At 58.4% G+C, this 22,446-nt stretch carries 22 protein-coding genes; 16 read left to right on the plus strand and 6 right to left on the minus strand.

The window, feature by feature from the left end:
• Positions 1-98: 98 nt before the first annotated feature.
• Entirely contained in the window at positions 99-1,544 is a 1,446-nt protein-coding gene (locus tag AC13E3_RS14380) for a coniferyl aldehyde dehydrogenase (protein WP_008173488.1), read from the minus strand.
• Between the two features lie 191 nt (positions 1,545-1,735).
• On the opposite strand from AC13E3_RS14380, the gene AC13E3_RS14385 reads away from it, so the two are divergent.
• The 6 genes from AC13E3_RS14385 to gntR all read left to right on the plus strand — a co-directional run bounded on the left by AC13E3_RS14385 (position 1,736) and on the right by gntR (position 7,210).
• Positions 1,736-2,416, plus strand: a complete 681-nt coding sequence (locus tag AC13E3_RS14385; protein WP_008173486.1) for a TetR/AcrR family transcriptional regulator — start codon at positions 1,736-1,738, stop codon at positions 2,414-2,416.
• Between the two features lie 291 nt (positions 2,417-2,707).
• Positions 2,708-3,718, plus strand: coding sequence for a TRAP transporter substrate-binding protein (locus AC13E3_RS14390; RefSeq protein ID WP_008173484.1), 1,011 nt, complete (start codon positions 2,708-2,710; stop codon positions 3,716-3,718).
• Positions 3,719-3,779: 61 nt separating this feature from the next.
• The gene (locus tag AC13E3_RS14395; protein ID WP_008173482.1) at positions 3,780-4,382 is read left to right on the plus strand and encodes a TRAP transporter small permease subunit; all 603 of its coding nucleotides are present in this window, start codon (positions 3,780-3,782) and stop codon (positions 4,380-4,382) included.
• Positions 4,375-5,691, plus strand: a complete 1,317-nt coding sequence (locus tag AC13E3_RS14400; protein WP_008173480.1) for a TRAP transporter large permease — start codon at positions 4,375-4,377, stop codon at positions 5,689-5,691. Before AC13E3_RS14395 ends, AC13E3_RS14400 begins: the two co-directional genes overlap by 8 nt.
• A gap of 1 nt (position 5,692) precedes the next feature.
• On the plus strand, positions 5,693-6,211 hold the full coding sequence (locus tag AC13E3_RS14405) for a gluconokinase (RefSeq protein WP_482902171.1): 519 nt from the start codon (positions 5,693-5,695) through the stop codon (positions 6,209-6,211).
• Positions 6,212-7,210 (plus strand): gluconate operon transcriptional repressor GntR, encoded by a 999-nt coding sequence (gntR, locus tag AC13E3_RS14410; protein WP_339621538.1) that lies wholly within the window; start codon positions 6,212-6,214, stop codon positions 7,208-7,210. It begins immediately after the preceding gene.
• A gap of 7 nt (positions 7,211-7,217) precedes the next feature.
• Here the strand turns inward: gntR and yihA are convergent, their stop codons facing one another.
• Complete coding sequence (gene yihA / locus AC13E3_RS14415) at positions 7,218-7,841, minus strand: ribosome biogenesis GTP-binding protein YihA/YsxC (RefSeq protein WP_008173473.1); 624 nt, start codon at positions 7,839-7,841, stop codon at positions 7,218-7,220.
• A gap of 176 nt (positions 7,842-8,017) precedes the next feature.
• Here yihA and AC13E3_RS14420 point away from each other — a divergent pair, with 176 nt between their 5' ends.
• The 3 genes from AC13E3_RS14420 (at position 8,018) to AC13E3_RS14430 (ending at position 10,331) form a co-directional block, all read left to right on the plus strand.
• The gene (locus AC13E3_RS14420) at positions 8,018-8,626 is read left to right on the plus strand and encodes a c-type cytochrome (RefSeq protein ID WP_482902172.1); all 609 of its coding nucleotides are present in this window, start codon (positions 8,018-8,020) and stop codon (positions 8,624-8,626) included.
• A gap of 143 nt (positions 8,627-8,769) precedes the next feature.
• On the plus strand, positions 8,770-9,405 hold the full coding sequence (locus AC13E3_RS14425) for a thiol:disulfide interchange protein DsbA/DsbL (protein WP_273085080.1): 636 nt from the start codon (positions 8,770-8,772) through the stop codon (positions 9,403-9,405).
• Positions 9,406-9,470: 65 nt separating this feature from the next.
• Positions 9,471-10,331, plus strand: a complete 861-nt coding sequence (locus AC13E3_RS14430; protein WP_062786030.1) for an endonuclease/exonuclease/phosphatase family protein — start codon at positions 9,471-9,473, stop codon at positions 10,329-10,331.
• Between the two features lie 64 nt (positions 10,332-10,395).
• On the opposite strand, the gene rpmG is transcribed toward AC13E3_RS14430, so the two are convergent.
• The 3 genes from rpmG to radC all read right to left on the minus strand — a co-directional run bounded on the left by rpmG (position 10,396) and on the right by radC (position 11,703).
• The gene (gene rpmG / locus AC13E3_RS14435) at positions 10,396-10,551 is read right to left on the minus strand and encodes a 50S ribosomal protein L33 (protein ID WP_008173465.1); all 156 of its coding nucleotides are present in this window, start codon (positions 10,549-10,551) and stop codon (positions 10,396-10,398) included.
• 11 nt (positions 10,552-10,562) lie between these two features.
• Positions 10,563-10,799, minus strand: a complete 237-nt coding sequence (gene rpmB, locus AC13E3_RS14440) for a 50S ribosomal protein L28 (RefSeq protein WP_008173462.1) — start codon at positions 10,797-10,799, stop codon at positions 10,563-10,565.
• Between the two features lie 229 nt (positions 10,800-11,028).
• Positions 11,029-11,703, minus strand: coding sequence for a RadC family protein (radC, locus tag AC13E3_RS14445; RefSeq protein WP_008173460.1), 675 nt, complete (start codon positions 11,701-11,703; stop codon positions 11,029-11,031).
• A gap of 186 nt (positions 11,704-11,889) precedes the next feature.
• Between radC and coaBC the strand changes: the two genes are divergently transcribed.
• The 7 genes from coaBC (at position 11,890) to argA (ending at position 21,268) form a co-directional block, all read left to right on the plus strand.
• Positions 11,890-13,089: a bifunctional phosphopantothenoylcysteine decarboxylase/phosphopantothenate--cysteine ligase CoaBC gene (coaBC, locus tag AC13E3_RS14450; protein ID WP_273083390.1), complete on the plus strand. Its 1,200-nt coding sequence runs from the start codon at positions 11,890-11,892 to the stop codon at positions 13,087-13,089.
• A gap of 41 nt (positions 13,090-13,130) precedes the next feature.
• Entirely contained in the window at positions 13,131-13,592 is a 462-nt protein-coding gene (gene dut / locus AC13E3_RS14455) for a dUTP diphosphatase (protein ID WP_008173456.1), read from the plus strand.
• A gap of 95 nt (positions 13,593-13,687) precedes the next feature.
• Positions 13,688-16,330: a phosphomannomutase/phosphoglucomutase gene (locus tag AC13E3_RS14460; protein ID WP_482902173.1), complete on the plus strand. Its 2,643-nt coding sequence runs from the start codon at positions 13,688-13,690 to the stop codon at positions 16,328-16,330.
• Between the two features lie 57 nt (positions 16,331-16,387).
• Positions 16,388-17,284 (plus strand): acetylglutamate kinase, encoded by an 897-nt coding sequence (gene argB, locus AC13E3_RS14465; RefSeq protein WP_008173452.1) that lies wholly within the window; start codon positions 16,388-16,390, stop codon positions 17,282-17,284.
• A 24-nt stretch (positions 17,285-17,308) separates the two neighbouring features.
• Entirely contained in the window at positions 17,309-18,559 is a 1,251-nt protein-coding gene (locus tag AC13E3_RS14470; protein WP_273068928.1) for an acetylornithine deacetylase, read from the plus strand.
• Between the two features lie 26 nt (positions 18,560-18,585).
• On the plus strand, positions 18,586-19,755 hold the full coding sequence (gene argE, locus AC13E3_RS14475; protein WP_108018440.1) for an acetylornithine deacetylase: 1,170 nt from the start codon (positions 18,586-18,588) through the stop codon (positions 19,753-19,755).
• A gap of 205 nt (positions 19,756-19,960) precedes the next feature.
• Positions 19,961-21,268: an amino-acid N-acetyltransferase gene (gene argA, locus AC13E3_RS14480; protein ID WP_008173448.1), complete on the plus strand. Its 1,308-nt coding sequence runs from the start codon at positions 19,961-19,963 to the stop codon at positions 21,266-21,268.
• Here the strand turns inward: argA and AC13E3_RS14485 are convergent.
• Positions 21,242-22,312 carry an aminopeptidase gene (locus AC13E3_RS14485; protein ID WP_039881999.1) on the minus strand — a complete coding sequence of 357 codons (1,071 nt, stop codon included), beginning with the start codon at positions 22,310-22,312 and terminating at the stop codon, positions 21,242-21,244. The genes argA and AC13E3_RS14485 overlap by 27 nt on opposite strands.
• Between the last annotated feature and the right edge of the window lie 134 nt (positions 22,313-22,446).

Here is a 22,446-nt window from a genome sequence, read left to right on the forward strand (position 1 = left end):
AAAACTGTGCAAAACAGGGATGTTTTGCTCAAGCCTACACGGACGTATTCACGGCGTGTTTTGGAAGGGGCTACCAGCCCGCGACAGACTCCGAGTTCTCAGCGGATAAAGAACTTGTAAACCAATTTGTGCGCAGTTGTCCCATGGGGCGCATAGACAAACTTGCCGCTGTTGAATTTCTGCTTGGTGAAAATGGCCCGGTGATGGGAGAAGGTCAGGAACCCCTCACGGCCGTGATAGTGCCCCATGCCGGAATCACCGATGCCACCGAAAGGCAGATCATCCTGGGCTACGTGCATCAGGGAATCGTTGATGCACATGCCTCCAGAGTGGGTGTTATCCACCACATGCTGCTGCTGGGTCTTGTCGTACCCGAAGAAATACAGCGCCAGAGGCCGCGGACGATCATTGATGTAGTGAATGGCTTCATCCAGGCTGCCGTAACTGACGATCGGCAGAATCGGACCGAAGATCTCATCCTGCATCACCTTCATATCCGGAGTGGTGTTCAGCACCAGCGTCAGGGGCAGTTTTCGGGTGCCGTCCTTCAGATTCTCCCGGGCAGGGTTGATCTCCACCAATTCGGCGCCTTTCTCCCGGGCGTCCTCAAGGTAGCCTTGCAGTCGATCGTACTGCCGCTCATTGATGATGGCAGTGAAGTCGTCATTGTCCCGCAGGCTGGGATACATCTCGGAAAAACGGGCACGGAACTCGTCGACAAACGACTGCACCCGGTCAGCGGGGCAAAGGACGTAATCGGGCGCCACGCAGGTCTGGCCGGCATTGAAAGCCTTGCCAAAGGCGATTCTCTGGGCCGCGTCTTCCATGGGCACATCCGGGGAGACCACGGCCGGGGATTTGCCTCCCAGCTCCAGGGTGACCGGTGTCAGATTTTCCGCTGCGGCCTTCATGACCAGCTTGCCCACCGACGTAGAACCTGTGAACAGCAGATGATCAAACGGACGTGACGAGAAGTCTGCAGCCACGTCGGCCTCGCCATTAATAACCGAGACCAGGTCCTCCGGGAAGCTGGCTTCAATCAGCTCCTTGAACAGGGCCGAGGTGTGTGGCGTGTACTCCGACATCTTGATCATGGTGCGGTTGCCCGCAGCCAGAGACGCAACCAGGGGGCCCACTGCGAGGTAGAGAGGGTAGTTCCAGGGCACGATTACGCCCACCACACCCTTGGGCTGGTAGTGGACCTTGTTGCTGGCAGGCTGGAACAACATGGATACATGGCGTTTGGATGGCTTCATCCAGCTACTGAGATTTTTCAGGGTGTAATTGATGCCCTGGATCGACGGCATGACCTCGGCAATGAGGGATTCGTCTTTCGAGCGGCAGTTGAAATCCCGGTCGATGGCATCCAGAAGCCGGTCCTGGTTACCCAGCAGCACCCGTTTGAGGCGTTTCAGGTTTTCCTGCCGCTCGGCCAGGGAAGGCATGGGATTGTTGCGGAACGCCTTTTTCTGATCCTCAAACACGCGGTGGGTGTGCTGGATCTGTTTCTTGCTCTCGGTGAGCTGAACGACAGTGGCTCCCATGATTTTTCTCCTCTTCGGCCCCGATCATGCTTCGTCGGTGGCCCGTTATTTCAGGTATTGAACGACTGGCGAAAAAGTGTTCAATTTGCGTCTGGGGGTATTATTAGAGTATATACTCTAGTGAGTCAAGCGGAGGCGGGTGGCGAATCGGGCCATCTGTGAGCGATACAACAACAAACGCCGACGGGTCTATGAAGACAAGAGACAAGATACTGCTCTCCAGCCTGGAGCTGTTCAACGAGCGGGGCGAGCGCAACGTCACCACCAACCATATCGCGGCGCACCTGGCCATTTCGCCGGGCAACCTCTATTACCATTTCCGCAACAAGTCGGACATCATTTACGAGATCTTCCTGGAATACGAAAAACTGGTGGATTTCTACCTGGACATTCCGGAAGACCGGGCCATGACCCTGGACGACATGACCTTCTATCTGGAGTCGGTCTTTGACGGCCTCTGGAGTTACCGGTTCTTCCACCGGGATCTGGAATACCTTCTGGACAGCGACAAGAGACTGCGACAGGACTATCGCGATTTCACCAACCGCTGCCTGACGTCAATCAGTCGCATTTTCGAAAAACTGGCGGAAGCCGGGATTATTGAACCCCAGGAGGAAGACCTGCGATCGGCCATGTCGCTGAATGTGTGGCTGGTGATTACCAACTGGATGGCGTTCCTGAAAACCGCCCATGCGGCCGAGGAATCTGCCTGTCTCACGCTCACCGAGCTGAAGCAGGGCATCTACCAGGTGCTCACCCTGGAAATTCCCTACCTGACGCCAGCGTATCGTGAGCGTGTGATGGCTCTGAGAGAGAAGTATCGGCCGGCACTGCACGACAGGGACGATCTGGGCGCGGCCCTGTGTAAGTGAAATCCGAAGAATCGATCAAAAAATGATCTAGCCTGGAACTTTTGGCGAAAATCGGACTCATAACGGTGACGTTGGGAATTCGGATATTCCTTGCGTCTCCTGAGTGCGATCTCAGGTTTTAGCACGTCGCAAACCCTGACGTTTCACCGGTCTGCTTTCTGGCAGGCCGGTTTTTTTATTCCCTACTGTTTCCTGCTCAAAAAACACCCTTGTAAGTGATTTCCGAATTCGATACGCTTCTGATGTTACCGGTAACATCTGCCGGCACAAAAACAATCAGGAGACGCGATTATGTTCCCGACCCGACTCGCGACTGGCCTACTGTCAGCTGCATTTGCCTTTAACGCCTTCGCGGCGGACTATACCTTCAAGTTCCAGTCCTCCGACCCCTCTGGCGTCAAGAACTTCGAGATTCAGCAGCAATGGGCTGACCGTGTCGAAGAAATGACCGGTGGCCGCGTTGCCATTGATCTTCTGCCTGTGGGCAGCGTGGTAAGCCATACCGAAACTCTCGGTGCCATGAATATGGGCGTCCTGGATGGCCATGTGTCGGTGACCGGTTATTTTTCCGGCAAGGATCCCGCGTTCGGGCTCATTGGCAATACCGTGGGCGCTTGGTCCAGCCCGGACCAGCTCATCGATTACATCAATTATGGCGGTGGCTATGAGCTGATGAACGAGCTCTACGCGCCCTATGGCGTGAAGTTTGTTGGCGGTGGTGGCACTGGCCTGGAGTCGTTTGTTTCGAAGAAACCGCTGGACGGTGTGGAGGACCTGAAAGGCCTCAAGATGCGTGCACCGGAAGGTCTGGTGCAGTCGGTGTTTGCCGCCGCGGGGGCGGCGCCAGTGAACCTGCCGGGTTCCGAGGTCTACACCGCACTGAGTAAGGGTGTTATTGATGCTGCTGACTACACGGTGTTCTCCACCAACCACGAAGCCGGTTTGCACGAGATTGCCGAGCATCCGGTGTACCCGGGCTTCCACTCGCTGCCGCTGATCGAAATTGCCATGAACCTGGAAGATTGGGAAAAGCTTCCCGAGGATATTCAGACGATCATGACCGTCTCGGCCCGGGACTTCGCCCAGGATATCAGCGCCCAGCTGGCCATGGCGGACAAGAAGGCCGTCAGAGAAGCCCGTGACAATCCTGATATCACCGTTCATAACTGGTCGGCGGAAGAGCGCCGGAAGTTCCGCACCATTGCCCGGGAGCAGTGGAAGAAATACGCTGAGCAATCCCCCAATGCCGAGAAAGTCTATCAGTCGGTAACCGGCTATCTGGAATCTCAGGGCCTGCTCTGAAGTCGATGCCCCGTAACCAGCAACTGGGTGGGCAAGGCCTGCCCAGTGCGCGGAGTTGATTATGTCTACTGCAAACCTTTCTTCCGGGCCGGAGAGCACTCCGGGCCAGGGTGATCTGCTGCCCGAAACCGACGAGGATATCGGCTTTACCCGCCTTGACCGCGCCATTGTCTGGCTGGGAAAAAAGCTGAGCCTGGTTTTCGCGTTGATTGTTCTGGTGTCTTTCTACGAGATTGTCCGTCGATATGTGTTCGGATCGCCGACGCTCTGGGTGCATGAAACGGTGACCTTCGCTGGTGCCACCCTGTTCGTGCTGGGTGGGCTCTATGCCCTGGCCACTGATCGCCACGTGCGGATTGTGCTGATCTACGACGCCGTGTCCCCGGCCATCCAGCGTTGGCTGCGGGTGGTTCACCATCTGTTCGGGCTGGCGTTCTGTTCGATGCTGCTCTATGCCAGCTGGTTCATGGCCAGGGGCGCTGTCTGGGCCCCCTGGGGCGGCTGGCGTCTGGAGACCTCCGGGTCAGCCTGGAATCCGCCGTTTCCTGCCTTTCTCAAGGTGATCATTCTGGTGGCCATTGCTGTTATGACCCTTCAGTTTGTCTTGCACCTGATTCGTGATCTGCGTGGTCCGGCAACGGCCGGGGAGAAAGGTAATGTTTGAGCTGGCTTCTCTCGGAATTGGCTACGGCAGCCTGCTGATGCTGCTGATGCTGATTGTACTGTTACTGACAGGCATGCAGCTGGCCTTTGCCACTGGCCTGGTGGCCCTGGTCTTTGCCCTGGGCTGGTTTGGCCCGGACGCGCTGCCGATTGTCAGCAGCCGTCTGTACAGCTTTATCGGTAACTACGTTTTTCTGGCGGTTCCGATGTTCGTATTGATGGCGTCGCTACTGGATCATTCCGGCATTGCCCGGGACCTTTTTGATGCTATGGCTCGTTTTGGCCGCAAACTGCGCGGTGGTGTCGCCCTCCAGACTCTGGTGGTAGCGGTGATCCTTGCTTCCATGTCGGGGGTGATCGGTGGCGAAACCGTGTTGCTCGGCATCCTGGCGCTGCCGCAGATGCTGCGCCTCGGCTACGATCGTAAGCTGGCCATTGGCACCACTTGTGCCGGTGGTGCGCTGGGCACCATGTTGCCGCCGAGTATTGTCCTGATTATTTATGGTCTGACCGCAAACGTCTCCATTGGTGATTTGTTCAAGGGGGCGTTCCTGCCTGCGCTGATCCTGGCGCTACTCTATATGGGGTACGTGCTGGTCAGGGTCTGGCTGAAGCCGGAGATGGCCCCCATCCCCTCCGACCAGGATCAGCCGGAAACCCCGGCGCCGAACTTCTTCAAGGCCCTGTTGTTCCCGATTCTGTCGGTCGTGGTCGTGTTGGGCAGCATCTATGGCGGTGTGGCGTCGGTCACCGAAGCTTCGGCCCTGGGTGTGCTGGGCATTGCCATCAGTACCTGGATCCGGGGAGAACTGTCTCTGGCCATGGTGCGCAAAGCCACAATCAGTACGCTGAGGGTGTGTGGCATGATCATCTGGATCGGCATCGGCGCCACCGCTCTTGTGGGCGTCTACAACCTGATGGGCGGTATCGAGTTTGTCCGCGAGATGGTTTTTGCAGTCAGTGGCGGGGATGGGCTAACCACCATCCTGTTCATGATGTTTATTCTACTGATTCTGGGCATGTTCCTGGACTGGGTCGGGGTGGCTCTTCTGACCATGCCGATTTTCGTGCCCATTGTCACGGAGCTGGGCTACAGCCCGATCTGGTTCGGTGTGGTGTTCTGCATGAATATGCAGGTATCCTTCCTGTCACCGCCCTTTGGCCCGGCCGCGTTCTATCTGAAAACGGTAACCCCCAAGGACATCACCCTCGGCGAGATTTTCCGGTCGCTACTGCCATTTATTGCCTTGCAGATTGTTGCGCTGGCCCTGTTGATCGCATTCCCGCAACTGGCTTTGTGGTGGCAGTGATATGAGCGTTTCCAAAATCATCGTCATGGGTGTGTCCGGGTGTGGCAAAAGCCTGATTGGTACCCGGCTGGCGGAACGTCTTCAGGTTCCGTTTTTCGATGCCGACGACTTTCACAGTCCGGCCAACGTGGCCAAAATGGCCAGCGGTGTGCCGCTGACAGATTCCGACCGTAGCGGTTGGCTGGATGATCTGGCAGGGCTGGTCCAGGGTGAGCAAGGCGGTCTGGTGCTGGCATGTTCTGCCCTCAAGCGGGCGTACCGTGACCGGCTGAGGTCGGGTAATCCGTCACTGCAGTTTGTCTATCTCAAGGGCGACATGGAAACCATCTGGTCTCGGCATTCCAGTCGGGAAGATCACTACTTCAATGGTCGTTCCATGCTCGAAAGTCAGTTTCGCACGCTGGAGGAGCCGGAACCCGGGGAAGGGGCCATTGTCGTCGACGTCTGCGAGCCACCCGACCGCATTGTTGAGCGCTGCCTGGCAGTGCTGAGTACACCCGACCGGAGGCGGAAAAACTGAATGGTTAAAAAGAAGCGCCCAACACTGCAGGATATTGCCGATAGGGTCGGTGCTACGAAAATGACCGTGAGCCGTTGCCTGCGGGGCGGCAATAATGTGTCTGAACACATGCGTGAGCGGATTTTCGCCGAGGCCGAGGCGCTGGGTTACATCCCGAACAGGGCGCCGGATCTGCTTTCCAAATCCACCAGCCACGCAATCGGTGTGCTGCTGCCATCGCTGACCAACCAGGTCTTCGCCGATGTCATCAAGGGGATCGAATCAGTCACTGAACCGGCGGGCTATCACCTGATGCTGGCCCACTACGGTTACAGCCGCGAGGTGGAAGAGCGCAGTCTGGCCTCGCTACTGTCCTACAACGTTGATGGCGTGATTCTGTCGGAAAGCCAGCACACCGACCGCACCCTGCGAATGCTGGGAACAGCAGGCGTGCCCACGGTGGAAATCATGGACACCCACACGACGCCCTTCGAGCAGGCGGTGGGTTTTGACAATGTGCGTGCGGCCTATGACATGGTGCGGGAGATGATTCGCCGTGGTCGCCGCCATGTTGTGTACCTGGCGGTTCGGCTGGATGCTCGCACGTTGCAACGACAGGAAGGTTACACCCGCGCCATGGAGGAGCAGGGGCTGATTCCCGTTACCCTGCGCAGTGAACAGCGCTCATCATTCAGTGTCGGCGCCACATTGCTGCAACGCATACTCATCGAAGCGCCGGACACTGACGCGATCTTCTGCACCAACGACGACGTGGCTATAGGCGCTTTTTTCGAGTGCCAGCGGCAGGGTATCGAGGTGCCGGGCCAGATGGCGATAGCAGGCTTTCACGGCCACAATGTTGGCCAGGTCATGGTGCCGACGCTGGCCAGCGTCATTACGCCACGTGAGCAGGTGGGCCAAAGGGCGGCTGAGGCCCTGATCGCTCGCCTGTCCGGCGCGGACATGGGCGAACAGGTGATTGACCTCGGTTACCGGATAGAATGCGGTGGCACCCTTTAATTCCTTGTTACTCCGCTTCCAGCCACTCGATCAAGGCCTCCCGGCATTCGTCCACGCCCCGTTTTGACGTTGCAGAGAACATGATCAGATGTTCGACGCAGGAATACGATTTCAGGTTCTTGGCAATGCCCAGCATGGCGGTCTTGGCCTGGCCGTATTTCAATTTGTCGGCTTTGGTGGCCAGAATCATCAGCGGCAGGTTGTTATGTTCGCACCATTCCACCATCATTTGGTCGAAATCGGTCAGTGGGTGGCGAATGTCCATCACCAGAACCAGGCCGCGTAAACAGCGCCGGTCATTCAGATAGTGGCCCAGGTGCTTTTGCCAATCGTCTTTCATGTCCCGGGATACTTTGGCATAGCCGTACCCGGGCAAATCGACCATTCGGCAATTCTCGCGGTTGAGAGAGAAGAAGTTGATCAGCCGTGTGCGTCCGGGGGTCTTACTGGTGCGGGCCAGCTTGCTGTTGGCGGTGATCGCATTAAGCGCACTGGACTTGCCGGCGTTGGAACGGCCGGCAAAGGCGACTTCAGCGCCGAAATCCGGCGGGCACTCATCCAGGCGGGAAGCGCTGATGAGGAATCGGGCGCTGTTAAAAGAAAGGCTTTTTTGAGTCAGATCAGAGTCCACAGCGGTTGGCTTTCCTTTGGATTTCAGTTATCAGGGATTAATGTATAATGCTACACCAATTCCGGGCGGCGCGCTGTGCGCGACCGCTGTCAGCCCCGGTTTTGAGCCTGACTGGTCAGTGCCTGCCGGCTGCGTAGCGAAGAATACCCTTAAAAGATGAGAGAAGCGGAGCGAGCATGAAAAAACTGATCGCAGGAGTAGTTCTCGGTGTTGGCCTCACAGCGATGGCGCACGGGGCGGGAGATCCTCAAGCAGGCGAACAGAACGCAGCGGTATGTGCTGGTTGTCACGGTCAAGGCGGTGCCAAGCCGGTGATGGGCGTATACCCGAAGTTGTCTGGCCTTGGTGAGAAGTACCTGTATCGCCAGTTGGTGTTGATCAAGGATAAAGAGCGGAATATCGCGGAAATGACCGGTATTCTGGATAACATGGACGATCAGGATTTGCAGGATCTGGCGGCTTATTTCAACTCCAAAGACATGGTTGTTGGCCAGGCCGATCCGGATCTGGTTGATCAGGGTGCTGCCCTGTACCGTGGCGGCAACATGGCAACGGGTGTCCCAGCTTGCGCCGGCTGCCATAGCCCTCAAGGTGTTGGCAACGAGCCGGCCGGCTACCCGGCGCTCGGTGGCCAGAACGCAGAGTACCTGGTCAAGCAGTTGCAAGCCTATCGCGATGGTGATCGTAATAATGGCGCCAATGCTGCGATCATGATGGACGTGGCTGCCAAGCTGACGGATGCCGAAATCGAAGCGGTCTCCAGCTACATTTCCGGCCTGAACTGAAGCTGCCGGACTCTGTTGAAAACCCCGCCCTGTGCGGGGTTTTTTGTTGTCTTTCGTTTCTGTAACTGCCGACCGGTGGAACTTTTCGGGTACGCTGGGTCATAATCCTCCCAAAACGACATAGAGATAACCGGAGATTTTTCATGTTTCGATCCTTCAGAACGGCCTTCCTGCTTCTTTTGGCGCTGTCTGTCACCGGCCTGGCCAACGCCGCAGAGTGGAAAGAAGGGGTTCATTACAACCGGTTGGACAACCCGGTACGTACCGACAGCGATTCCGGAGTCGAGGTAGCGGAAGTCTTCTGGTATGGCTGCCCCCACTGCTACCGGTTCAAGCCTCTGGTTGAAGAATGGGCGGCCAGCGCGCCTGACTACGTCAATTACGTGAAGATTCCCGCTGCCCTGGGGAGAAACTGGGAACCCCATGCTTACGCCTTCTATGCGCTTGAAGCGATGGGGGAGCTGGACAAGGTGCATGATGCCCTGTTTGATGCGCTTGCCGGCGAGCGTCGTCCGTTGAATACACCGGAAGCCCTTGCGGATTTCGTCGCGGAGTATGGGGTTGATCCGGATGAGTTTGTGAGCACCTATAAAAGCTTTGGTGTGAACGCCCGCATGCAAAAAGCCCAGTCGAAAATCCGCGGTGCGCGGATTACCGGAACTCCGACTATGCTGGTTAATGGCAAGTACACCGTTAGTGCATCTATGGCCGGCAGCCATGAGGCCGTTCTTGACGTGGTGGACTACCTGGTTGCCAAAGAGCGGGGCGACGTGGAGTAAGGAGCCCGGCCAGGGACGCAAGAGCCGAGTAAGACAAGCCGCCGGCCGGGTCGAGACCGCCCATTATGTACAAGCATATCCGAAAACAGTTGAATGGCATCCTGAAGCCGGCCGGCGGGCCAAGGGGTGCCTGCTCCGGGACCGAGCATGTGCCCGAGTTCGAGCCGCAACGACATATTCGCCTGCTCACCTTCAATATTCAGGTGGGGATCAACACCTCGTCCTACCGTCATTACCTCACACGAAGCTGGCAGCACATACTGCCTCACCGTAACCGTATCGAAAATCTGGATCGGATTGCCTCCCTGCTGCGCGGGTACGACGTGGTCGCTTTGCAGGAGTGCGATGGGGGCAGTCTGCGCAGCGGCTATATCAACCAGGTGCAATATCTGGCCGAAGCGGCCGGCATTCCCTACTGGTACCAGCAATTGAACCGGAATCTTGGTCAGATCGCCCAGCACAGCAATGGCCTGCTGAGCCGGTATCGGCCCCTTGACGTTACCGAACACAAGTTGCCGGGCCTGATTCCGGGCCGGGGCGCCATCATCGCCCGATACGGAACCGAGCATGATCCACTGGTGCTGGTGCTGATGCACCTTTCCCTTAGCAAGACGGCTCAGCAACGCCAGCTGGGTTACATCCGGGAGCTGATTGCCGACTACCGGCATGTGGTTCTGATGGGAGATATGAACGCCCATGCCGAACAGCTACTGACTCAGACGCCCCTCAGGGAAACCGATCTGGTGCCGCTACCGGATACCGCCCATAGCTTCCCCAGCTGGCGGCCGGAGAAAGCTTTGGATCATATCCTGGTAAGTCCTTCACTCGAGATCCGCCGGTCCGAGGTGGTGAGTTATCCGATGTCGGATCACCTGCCCATCGCCATGGATGTGGCGTTGCCGGAGGGCTACCTGGAGAAGTTCTGAGTAGCATCAAGTCAAAAAAAAGCCCGGCGCATTGGCCGGGCTTTTTTGGATGCCGGATCAGGAATTACTTGATCTTGGCTTCCTTGTACGCAACGTGCTTGCGGACAACCGGATCGTACTTTTTGATCTCGATTTTTTCCGGAGTGTTACGCTTGTTCTTCTTGGTCGTGTAGAAGTGACCAGTACCTGCTGATGAAACCAGCTTGATTTTCTCGCGCATGATGCGGCTCCTTAAAATTTCTCGCCGCGGGCACGAAGATCGGCCAGCACAGCGTCAATGCCTTTTTTGTCGATGATGCGCATGCCCTTGGTGGATACGCGCAGCTTCACGAAACGCTTCTCGGACTCAACCCAGAAACGATGGTTCTGCAGATTCGGCAGAAAACGACGACGAGTGTGGTTCATCGCGTGGGAAACGTTGTTACCGGATACCGGACGCTTACCGGTAACCTGACAAACTCTGGACATACTTGCCTCCGACCTGAGCAATGGTCTCAATAATACGAATTCGTTTTTAATGCGTCTCTGGTTGCTAAGGAGCTATTACGCCCCCATTCGCGCCTCTAAACTGAACGCTGCTCGCCAGACGCCGCCAGAAAGGGACGCTTTTATACCAGAACTCACCCCCCCAACGCAAAAAATTGTTGGGAATTTGGCCAGTTTTCCGGCATTGACGTGCACGGTTAACCATCGGGCTTTACAGCAGACCCCGTTCAGCGAGAGATACTACCTCACCATGGCCAACAACCATATGGTCAAGAACCCTGATATCCACCAGTCCGAGGGCCTCTTTCAAGCGGCGGGTGAGGGAAATGTCGGCCTGGCTCGGTTCGGCGACGCCCGACGGGTGGTTGTGAGCGAAAATCACCGCTGCTGCATTGTCCTCCAGAGCCTGTCGCACCACTTCCCGCGGATAGACGGCCGCGCCATCGATGGTGCCCCGGAACAACTCACGGTATTGAATAACGCGATGGCGATTGTCCAGAAACAGGCCTGCGAAAACCTCGTGCGGGTAGGTGCCGAGCCGACTGGTAAGAAAGCGGCGGGTATCTTCGGGAGAGCGCAGGGGATCACCCTGGCGCAATGGTTCATCCATGACCCGGCGCGCCATTTCCATGGCCGCCTGAACCTGGGCGTATTTGGCGGTTCCCAGACCTTTGACATCGCAGAACTGGCGACGGGAAGCCGTCAGCAACCCCCGAAGCCCGGAAAACTCCTCAATCAGGTGGCGAGCCAATGCCATGACCGGCATGCCGGTGGTGCCGGTGCGTAAAAACAGGGCGAGCAGTTCGGCGTCGGAGAGGGTTTGCGGTCCGTGGGCGAGCAGGCGTTCCCGTGGACGTTCGTCCGTGGGCCAGGCGGGGTCTGACATCGTGGCTTCCTTGCATTGGTTGTCTCCTGCCCTGGTGCTTCCTGCACCGCGACGGGCATCTCAGGGTTACAAAGGTTACTTTAAAAACTAACAATCGGTAAACGTATGCCGGGTCTGGCAGGCTGTCGCTGCGGCCTGAGCATGCTATCTTATAAGCCTTTCATTTTATGCGGAAACGGAGCCCCTATGGCCGCCAGACGAATCCTCCTGGGAGTAACCGGTGGTATCGCTGCCTATAAAAGTGCCGAGCTGGTTCGCCAGTTAAAGAAAGCGGGCCATGAGGTGAGGGTTGTTATGACCCGCGGGGCGGAAGCGTTCGTGGCACCACTGACCTTTCAGGCCCTCAGTGGCGAGCCCGTGAGGACGTCCTTGCTGGACCCTGAGGCGGAAGCTGGTATGGGGCATATTGAACTGGCCAAGTGGGCTGATCAGTTGGTCGTTGCGCCGGCGTCGGCCGATTTTATCGCCCGCCTTGCCCAGGGGATGGCCGACGATCTGTTAACCACCGTTTGTTGTGCAACCGAGGCGCCCATTGCCGTGGTGCCTGCGATGAATCAGGCAATGTGGAGCAATGGCCGTACCCAGAGAAATATCCGGCTGCTTGAAGAGGATCCCCAGATCGAATTATGGGGGCCGGCTCAGGGAGCGCAGGCCTGTGGTGATACCGGGCCAGGGAGAATGTTGGAGCCGGAGGACATTGTTGCGCTTGTCGATCACGGTCGCACAGGCGTGCTCGCTGGCAAGACGGTCGTGATTACTGCAGGCCCGACCCGAGAGCCTATCGACCCGGTGCGCTATATAAGCAATCACAGCTCCGGGAAAATGGGTTATGCCCTGGCCAGCGAGGCGCAGAAGGCAGGTGCCCGGGTGATTCTGGTCAGTGGTCCGGTAGCGCTTTCCGCGCCTAACGGTGTCGAGGTTCGTCCGGTGTTAACGGCCGAGGACATGTTGCAGGAAGCCTCAAACGCCGTGGATGAGGGCTGTGACCTGTTTATTGCGACAGCTGCGGTCGCCGATTACCGTCCGGAAACCTGTGCCGGAGACAAGATCAAGAAGTCCAGTGACGCCATGGCGCTCTCGCTGGTGCGCAATCCCGACACCCTGGCTACCATAGCCGGCCGCGACGATGCGCCTTTTAGCGTAGGTTTCGCGGCCGAAACCACCGATGTGGCGAGCTACGCCACCGACAAAATGCAACGCAAGAAACTGAACATGATCGTGGCCAACGATGTGTCTACGCCCGGGCTGGGCTTTAACAGCGACAACAATGCGGTGACCGTATTCTGGCCGGGTGGCCAGACGTCGATCGGTCCCGACAGCAAAACGAACATTGCCCGACAGCTTGTGGCGATGATAGGTGAACATCTTGGTCAGGCCGCCCGCTGACTCAGCGAAGCGCACCTGCACTACAATCGACAGGACCCCTCATGAGCAGGAAAAATCTTCAGGTACGTATTCTGGATGATCGCATTGGCAGCCAGATTCCCTTTCCCGAGTATGCCACCGAAGGCTCCGCAGGCCTTGATCTTCGGGCCTGTCTGGACGAGCCGCTGACCCTCGAGCCGGGCGATACCCAACTGATCAGGACAGGGTTGTCGATCCACATTGCCGATCCATCGCTGGCGGCCATGATCCTGCCCCGAAGCGGGCTCGGCCACAAGCACGGTATAGTGCTTGGCAACCTGGTGGGCTTGATTGATTCGGATTACCAGGGCGAGTTAATGGTGTCCTGCTGGAACCGGGGGCGCACCAGCTTTACCGTGGATGTGGGGGAGCGTCTGGCACAGTTGGTGCTGGTACCCGTTGTGCAGGCTGATTTTGAGGTGGTTTCGGAATTCGACGCCAGCGCCCGCGGTGAAGGCGGCTTTGGCTCCACCGGCACAAGGTGACCGGGAAGCCGGCCACGCAGAACATTGTGCCGGCGTCTATACTTTGCGGATAACTGCTTGTCCAGGACGATAAAATTACAACTGCAGGATGGACTATGAAGCTGGGTAAAAAGAAAGATGCCGACGCGTCCGTTGATGAAAAGCCGGCGAAGAAGGCGGTGAAGAAGGAAAAAACCAGTTCTTCGGGACCCAAACTGAAGAGACTCAATTCCGTGGCGGTGAGCCAGTCGCTGGTCGTGGTCCTTGCGGGGGTGATTGCCGTTGCCTTGCTTCATTTTCTGGTGGTTCAGCCGTCTGCAAAGGAACGCTTCGAGTCATTGAAAGTTCTGGAAGCGGATGCCGCCGCCCTTCGACTGAACCAGTATTTTGACCAGGTCCAGAAAAGCGTCAATGGTCTGGCGACGCAGCCCCATGTCGTTCAGGCCCTGAGCAGCCGGAACGAGATTCCGGCGACCGAGGTGCAGCTGGCGGATTCACTGCCCGGCATCGAGGCGGTGCATCTGTTTCCCTACCGTGACATTCCACGCACCTCCAGCAGTGAGGGCCTGCTGGGCTTCTCCGGGCTTGAGCTGGCCCGGCGCGCTGAAACCGGCCAGCGACTGTTTCCCGACGCGTTTCCACGGGATAACCGGTGGTTTGTCCAGATGGCAGCCCCGGTTCGCAATCCGACCAGCAATGCGGTCATCGGCAGCCTGCTGATTATCTTCGACTCCGGCCAGATCCAGCCGTTGCTGCAAGTGGTCAACTCCAGCCTCGGTGGTCAGCTCGCGCTGGTGCAGACCGTGTCCGGTTCATCCCGCACCGTGGTCAGTAACGCCAGCGGCTCCGGAAACGCGGAATCCCGCCGGCTTTCCAATCCGGACTGGACCGTAGCCTACACCCCTGCAAAATCGTCCGCAGCGCCGGTTGATACGGTAATGATCGCGCTTCTGGTCGGCGTGCCCGCGTTGATCGCTGCCATCATCGTCTGGGTACTGCTGGGCGGGGCCCAGAAGGGCTTGCGTCAGGATGTGACGGCCCTGATCCAGTGGGCGCACAAGGTGTTCGGCGGAGAGCGGGTAAAGCTGCCGACCTTCCGTTGGGATATGGTCGCCTCAACCGGTGAGGTGCTCTACCGTTTGTCACAGGTGGTTGATAAACGGGTCGCCAAGGCTGTAGAAACCGCCAAACCCAGGCCGGCCGGTTCCGGAAAGTCTGGCGGTGGTGCCGCCAAGGGCGGCGATGAGCCTTTGTTCCAGGACAAGGACATGCCCGATATCGACATGCTTGATGGCGATGAGGACGTTCTGGGCTTCGGCAGCGGCGATGATACCGTCTTTGGTTCCGGCGACACTCCGGACGTGGAAGAGGTGGCCCTGCCTCAAGTGGAGCTTTCCCAGGATATTTTCCGGGCCTATGACATTCGGGGTATTGTCGGCGAAACCCTGACCGCCGAGGGCGTTGAAGTCATCGGTCGGGCCATCGGTTCGGAGGCCCGGGAGCGCGGTGTCGACAGCCTTTGCATTGGTTATGACGGCCGCCATTCCAGCCCGGATTTGGCCGATGCCCTGGCACGCGGTGTCATGGCAGCCGGGTGCAACGTTATTCACGTGGGTGCCGTGCCCACACCGGTCCTCTATTTTGCCACCCACGAACTCCAGACTGGCTCTGGCGTTATGGTGACCGGCAGTCACAACCCGGCCAACTATAACGGCCTGAAAATCATGTTGGGTGGCGAAACCCTTTCAGGTGAGGCCATCCAGAAACTGTATCAGCGCATCCAGACCGGAGATTTTGCCAGCGGTCGGGGCAGCCAGAGCACCGAGGATGTGCGCCGTGCTTACCTGGACAGGATTGTTGGCGATATTGCGGTAGCGGCACCGCTCAAGGTGGTCGTCGATGCCGGCAATGGCATTGCCGGGGAGCTGGCACCCATGCTGATCGAGGAGCTGGGCTGCGAAGTGATTCCGCTCTACTGCGAGGTGGACGGTGACTTCCCGAATCACCATCCCGACCCAGGTAAGCCAGCGAATCTGGCGGATCTGATTGCCCGGGTTGAATCGGAAGGGGCCGATATCGGTTTGGCCTTCGACGGCGATGGTGACCGTCTCGGTGTAGTAACCAATTCCGGCAAGATTATCTGGCCGGACCGGCTGATGATGCTGTTCGCCCGGGATGTGGTTTCACGTAATCCGGGGGCTGATGTCCTTTACGATGTGAAGTGCAGCCGCAGGCTGGCCGGGGTGATTTCAGAAGCCGGGGGCCGACCGATCATGTGGAAAACCGGTCATTCCCTGATGAAGGCAAAAATGAAAGAGACTGGCGCTTTGCTGGCCGGGGAAATGAGTGGTCATATTTTCTTTGGCGAGCGCTGGTACGGGTTTGATGACGGTCTGTATTCTGCGGCCCGCCTGCTGGAAATTCTGGGCATTGAGGATCGTCACAGCGATGAAGTTTTCGAGGATTTCCCGGATGACATCAGTACGCCAGAGCTGAATGTCGAAGTGACGGAAAGTTCCAAGTTCGACATTATCAAACGCCTCGGCGAGTCCGGGGATTTCGGTGACGGCAATATCAGCACCATCGACGGCATCCGGGTGGACTACGCCGACGGCTGGGGGCTGTGCCGGGCATCAAACACCACGCCGGTGCTGGTCTTACGCTTTGAAGCGGAGACCGACGAGGCGCTGGAGCGTATCAAGTCTGTGTTCCGTGACCAGCTGCAGAAGGCAGCGCCGGATCTGGTGGCGGATTTCTGATTCGCAGTCACCGAGTTTCACAGGCAAGTTTCAATACAGGATCAACAAGGCAAAAACATGGCGCTGGATCGTGAAACAGCAATGCAGGTAGCTTCGGTACTTAGCCGGGGCCTGCCTTATATTCAGAGATTTACCGGCAAGACCGTGGTCATCAAGTACGGCGGTAACGCCATGGAAAACGAAGACCTGAAGAGCAGTTTTGCCCGCGATGTGGTGCTGATGAAACTTGTAGGCATCAACCCGATCGTTGTCCATGGCGGTGGCCCGCAGATCGGCGAGCTGCTGGAGCGTTTGAACATCCAGTCCCGATTCGTCAACGGCATGCGGGTAACCGATTCCGAAACCATGGATGTGGTGGAGATGGTGCTTGGTGGTCAGGTGAACAAGGAAATCGTGTCCCTGATTAATTCTCACGGTGGCATGGCCGTTGGGCTCACGGGGAAAGACGCCAATCTGATACGAGCCCGCAAGCTGGAGGTGGTCGACCGCTCTCCCGAACTGGAACGCCCGGAGATTATCGACATCGGCCATGTGGGCGAGGTCGCCAGTGTCAACGTGGATGTGATTGAGATGCTTACCCGCAGCAACCTGATTCCCGTGATTGCACCGATTGGCGTGGGACCGGATGGCGCCTCCTACAACATCAATGCGGATCTGGTGGCGGGTAAGGTGGCCGAGGCCATGAAGGCCGAGAAGCTGATGCTGCTGACCAACGTCTCCGGTCTCAAGAGCAAGGAAGACAAGGTGCTTACCGGGCTCACGGCCAAGCAGGTCAATGATCTCATCGAGGACGGCACCATTCATGGTGGCATGCTCCCCAAGATCCGTTGTGCACTGAGTGCCGTCGAAAATGGCGTGCGCACGTCCCATATTATCGACGGCAGGGTCGCTCATGCGTGTCTGTTGGAGATCTTCACTGATGAGGGTGTCGGCACCCTGATTTCCCGTAACTGACGGCACCCGACAAGGAGTCTCCGGATGAAGCGCCTGCTTGCGACGCTGGTAATACTGGTTCTGGTCGGCTTTGCCGCATTCAAGGCGGGGGTCTGGTGGCTGGCGGATCAGCGCATGGCCGAGGCGAGACAGGCGCTGGAGCCCCACGGTGTTCTGCACAGGGGCAGCATCAGTTCCGGCGTCGAGGGCCGGTTGGTTCTCAACGACGCCAGCTGGCAGGATTTCGAGCTCACCCAGCCTCTGGACATGGCGAGGGTGGAGCTTGATACCGGCTCACCTGTCAGCTTGCTCTCTGTCCTGTTCGACCCGGCTGGCATGCCGGAACAATGGACCTTGCGACTCGACGGCCTTGGCCTGACCCTCGACCCGACAATGCTTCGTAACTGGGTTACTGCAGAAGGCGCCAACAGCGAGGGCGATCCGGCCTTGTTTGCGCTTTCCTGCGCGCCAGATCCGCGCCAACAGCTGGGTAGTGGTGACCTGATCCGCATGGGCATCACAGCACTCGCCGGGGATGGCTTTGTGCGACAGACTCCGGGCAATCTCCATGCTGAGTTGAATACCGTCAGCACCGGCAGTCTGGAGCTGGACTGGCGTGATGCCCGAATCCGGATCCAGGATGCCGAGCTGACCGTTTCCGGTGGCGCCGAGCCGATGACGCTGACCTTGCGTGATGGTGGCCTGATGCGTCGCATCGCCGCCTATTGCGCCCGCGAAGCCGGTATCGAAACCGGAGAATGGGCCGGGCGCGCAGTGCAGGCGCTGTCTGCCGGGCTTGAGGCCCGGGGCCTGGCCGCCAGTGACCAGCTGAAAGCGTTGTACCGGCAGTGGCTGCTGGAGGGCGGTGAGCTCACGGTAGATGTGCAGCCGGCCCAGCCTCTGCTCGGAGTGCCTGTAAGAACGGCTGAAAACGAGGGTGCGGGCATGAGCTGGCCAGTTCGTTACAACGGTGCAGGCGTGCCGGACGTCTATCTGGCCGAGGCCGAGCCGGTTGTTCAGGAAACACCAGAGGTGGCCGTCGAGCCGGTGGTGCCACGGGAGGATCCTGAGACCGAAACCTGGTATCCGGCGAGTCTTGAAGCCGCTGAACAATGGGTTGACCGGCAGGTCCGGGTAACGCTTTCCAACGAGAACGTGGTGGAAGGGCGTCTGGTGAGCGTCAGCGAACGCGAGCTGGAAGTGGCGCGGGTTATCGCTGGCGGTGAAGTCGCCTACCCGATGTTGATCCGGGCGATTACCAACTTTGAAGTCTGGCGGCGTGGCCGTGCACAATGATTCCAATGGGAATCTGAGAGGAAACTATGTCGCAGTCCGATAGCAAATCCGCAGTGGTGCCGGGCATTCGTGACATGCTTGCCCGCCTGATATCTCTGCCCTCAATCAGCAGCGCGTCGGCAAAATGGGATCATAGTAACGAGCCCGTGGTGCGAACCCTGGCAGAATGGCTGGAAGCCCTCGGGTTTTCCGTGGAAATCCTGGAAGTGCCAGGCATGCCCGGAAAATTCAACCTGATCGGAACCCTTGGCAGCGGCCCGGGCGGTCTTGTGTTGTCCGGCCATACCGATACGGTGCCCTTTGATGACAAACGCTGGCAGAGCGACCCCTTTACCCTGACCGAGCGGGACAATCGCTGGTACGGGCTGGGTACCTGCGACATGAAAGGCTTTTTCCCGCTGGCCATTGAAGCAGCCAGGGCCTTTGTGGACGAGGATCTCAAGCAGCCCCTGATTATACTGGCCACTGCCGACGAAGAGAGCTCCATGGACGGTGCCCGGGCCCTGGCAGAAGCTGGCAAGCCCAAGGCCCGCTACGCGGTCATCGGCGAGCCGACCAGCCTGAAACCGGTGCGCATGCACAAGGGCATCATGATGGAGCGCCTGAAATTCGAGGGCCAGTCCGGTCATTCCTCCAATCCGGCCCTCGGCCGCAACGCCATGGAAGGAATGCACGAAGCGCTTACCGAGTTGCTGGCACTCCGGTCAGGCTGGCAGGAAAAGTACCGGAACCCGAACTTCGAGGTACAGTTTCCAACCCTGAACCTTGGCTGCATCCACGGTGGTGACAATCCAAACCGTATCTGTGCCCAGTGCGAGCTGCACTTTGATCTGCGCCCGTTGCCGGGCATGAACATGGAAACCCTGCGCCAGACCATCCTGAGCAAGGTTCAGCCGATCGCGGAACGGCGGGAGCTTTCTCTGGAATTCGAGCCGCTCTTTGACGGCGTGCCACCGTTCGAAACTCCGGCCGATGCCGCTCTGGTCAAAGCCTGTGAAAAGCTTACTGGCCATACCGCTCACGCCGTTGCTTTCGCCACGGAAGCACCCTGGCTCCAGAAGCTTGGCCTGGAGACTCTTGTTATGGGCCCCGGATCCATCGATCAGGCGCACCAGCCCGATGAATTTATAGAGCTGTCCCAGCTTGATCCAACCGTTAAAGTACTGCGAGGGCTGATCCGACAGTTCTGTCTCTGAGTGTGGCGCAGGCACTTCCGACGCCTGCGGAGAGTCCTGGCGGGGAGGGTGTGCCAAAACCGTGGAGCGCCAGGGATGGCGCGACCGAGCCCTACAGGGACGTATTTACGGGCGTGTTTTGGCACACCCTCCTCGACAGGACTCGGCAAACTCCTCAAGATAAAGTACCTGCCTTTAGAAGATAACGAGAGACCAGGAGAAAGGTTTGAAATCAAACGACTGGCTGCATGGATTCCGCCATTCATCCCCTTACATCAACGCCCATCGCGGGCGGACGGTGGTATTGACCATTCCGGGGGATGCGATTGAACACGGGAATTTCATCAACATCATCCATGACATCGCGCTGCTGAGCAGTCTTGGTGTGCGGCTGGTCGTTGCCTTTGGAGCCCGCCCGCAAATCCAGACGCGGCTGGATGCTGCAGGAATCGAATCGTCGTTTTCAAAAGGTTTGCGGATTACGCCGCAAGAGCACCTCAGCATGGTGATGGAGGCCGTCGGTGGCCTGCGTGCCTACCTGGAGAGCCACCTTTCCATGGGTTTGGTGAATTCGCCGATGCATAATGCCCGTATCCGGGTGAGTGGCGGCAACTATGTGGCTGCCAAGCCCGTGGGTGTGCTCGACGGTATTGATTTTGGCCATACCGGCAAGGTGCGCCGGGTGGATGTGGCCGGGATCGAGAAACTGCTGGAGCTTGGTCACATTGTCCTGTTGCCGCCCATGGGCTATTCGCCCACCGGGGATGCCTTCAACCTCTCCTACGAGGATGTTGGCAGCCAGGTGGCAGCGGCACTGCAGGCCGAGAAGCTGATGGTGTTTATTGATGATCCCGGGTTACAGGAAGAGGACGGTACTTTGATCCGGGAGCTGTCGGCGCGCCAGGCGTCCGATCGTCTGGCGGCCGGTGCGGTGACCGGTCACGATGCCGACTTGCTGCGAGCTGCCTGTGATGCCTGTGTGAAGGGTGTGCGTCGCGCCCACATCATCAGCTATGTGGATGACGGCGCCCTGCTGAAGGAGCTCTTCACGCGGGATGGCGCCGGCACGTTGGTCAGTGGTGATCACTACGAGCAGTTCCGCCAGGCCCGGGTCGAGGACATCGGCGGGATTCTGGAGCTGATCCAGCCGCTGGAAGAGCAGGGCATTCTGGTTCGCCGCTCCCGGGAGATGCTGGAAACCGAGATTGACCGCTTTGTTGTGGCGGAGCGCGACGGCACTATCGTGGGCTGTGCCGCTCTGTACAGCTACCCTGAAGAGGGTGCCGGCGAGTTGTCCTGCTTCGCGGTAGACCCGACCTATCGCCGGGCCGGGCGGGGCGATGAGATTCTGGCAATGGTGGAGAAGCTGGCCAGGGGGCAGGGTATCCAGAAGCTGTTCGTGCTCACCACCCAGACGGAGCACTGGTTCCGGGAGCGGGGCTTCCAGCCTTCGACAGTGCAGGCCCTGCCCGGGCCGAAGCTGGCTGCCTATAACACCCAGCGGAACTCAAAGGTGTTCTTCAAACCGCTCTGACAGGGCGGCCAGATGTTCAGTCCTCTGGGGTTCCGGTTGCTCTGACAGCGTCTTGACGGCCTTGTAAAAGTCCGCAAAGTCGTAGCCTGCATTCCGAAGCATCTGACGGAACGCCGGTACGTGCTGGTTGTACTGACGAAACAGCGCCAGGTTGGCATTGTTCAGGCTGACTGGTACCGGTCCGAACGGGCCCGGTTCGGACCACTCTGCGGAAAGTTCCTGATAGGCAAGAGCCAGCTCTTGGTAAATGGCCGCCTTGCGATTCCGCAGTTGCTGGTCTGGCAAGACGTCCTGCTGAGCATAAAGAACGTCCAGCCGGGCACTGAAGTCTTCGACCAGGGAGAGCGTCTGGTTTCGGCGAGCCAGGCGGTCCAGTGCCTCCTCGAACTGGCCGGGTTTGCCCTGGTCCGATAGCCAGAGCCTGAGCCCTTCCAGCTCCACCGCGGTGGCAAAGCTTTCGTTAAATGCCGTGTCATCGGCGATGTAGACCACCCGGTGTGCCAGCTCATGGAACATCAGGGCGACCATGCGATCCTCCGCCAGTCGGGTAAAGCCGGTGTGCAGGGGGTCATCGAACCAGCCGAGGGTGGAATAGGCCGTCACGCCGCCGATAAACGTGTCGAAGCCCTTGTTGCGAAACTGCGACTCCTCGGCACGCGCATCCGCCAGGCTGTAGTATCCCCGGTAGGCCTGACAGCCGAGCACCGGATAGCACCAGCGGTGCGGTTCCAGGGAGAACTCCGGCACAGCCACCAGGTTCACCACTACCCAGGGTCTGTCGAGATCCACGTAGTCGCTGAAGGCTTCTCCCACCGGCAGGGCCAGTCGTTGACCGGCGAATTCCCGGGCCTGTTGCGCTACCGTGAGTTTTCCCCGAAGGTCCACCGGCGTTGAGGTGTCGGAGAGAATGTCGTCGACCGGTTCCGCCGACATCATCAGGGAGAGATGGCCACTGACAGCCTGCGAATAGTAGCCAATGGTCGAACAGCCGTTAAGCATTGTTACCAGTAGCAAAAGTAGATAGATCTGACTAAGCTGTTTCATGGGTCAGGATGTTATAGTGGATTGGTTTGCCTGTGGGGGCCAGGCCGCTATAGTACAATCATGGTCTCTATAGTAGCAGCCGGTGGCATCCGCCATCGTTTCAGGGACGTGAGCCGGTACCGGGCGCTGTGTTC

The sequence above is a fragment of the Marinobacter sp. L-80 genome (genome assembly GCF_056859395.1).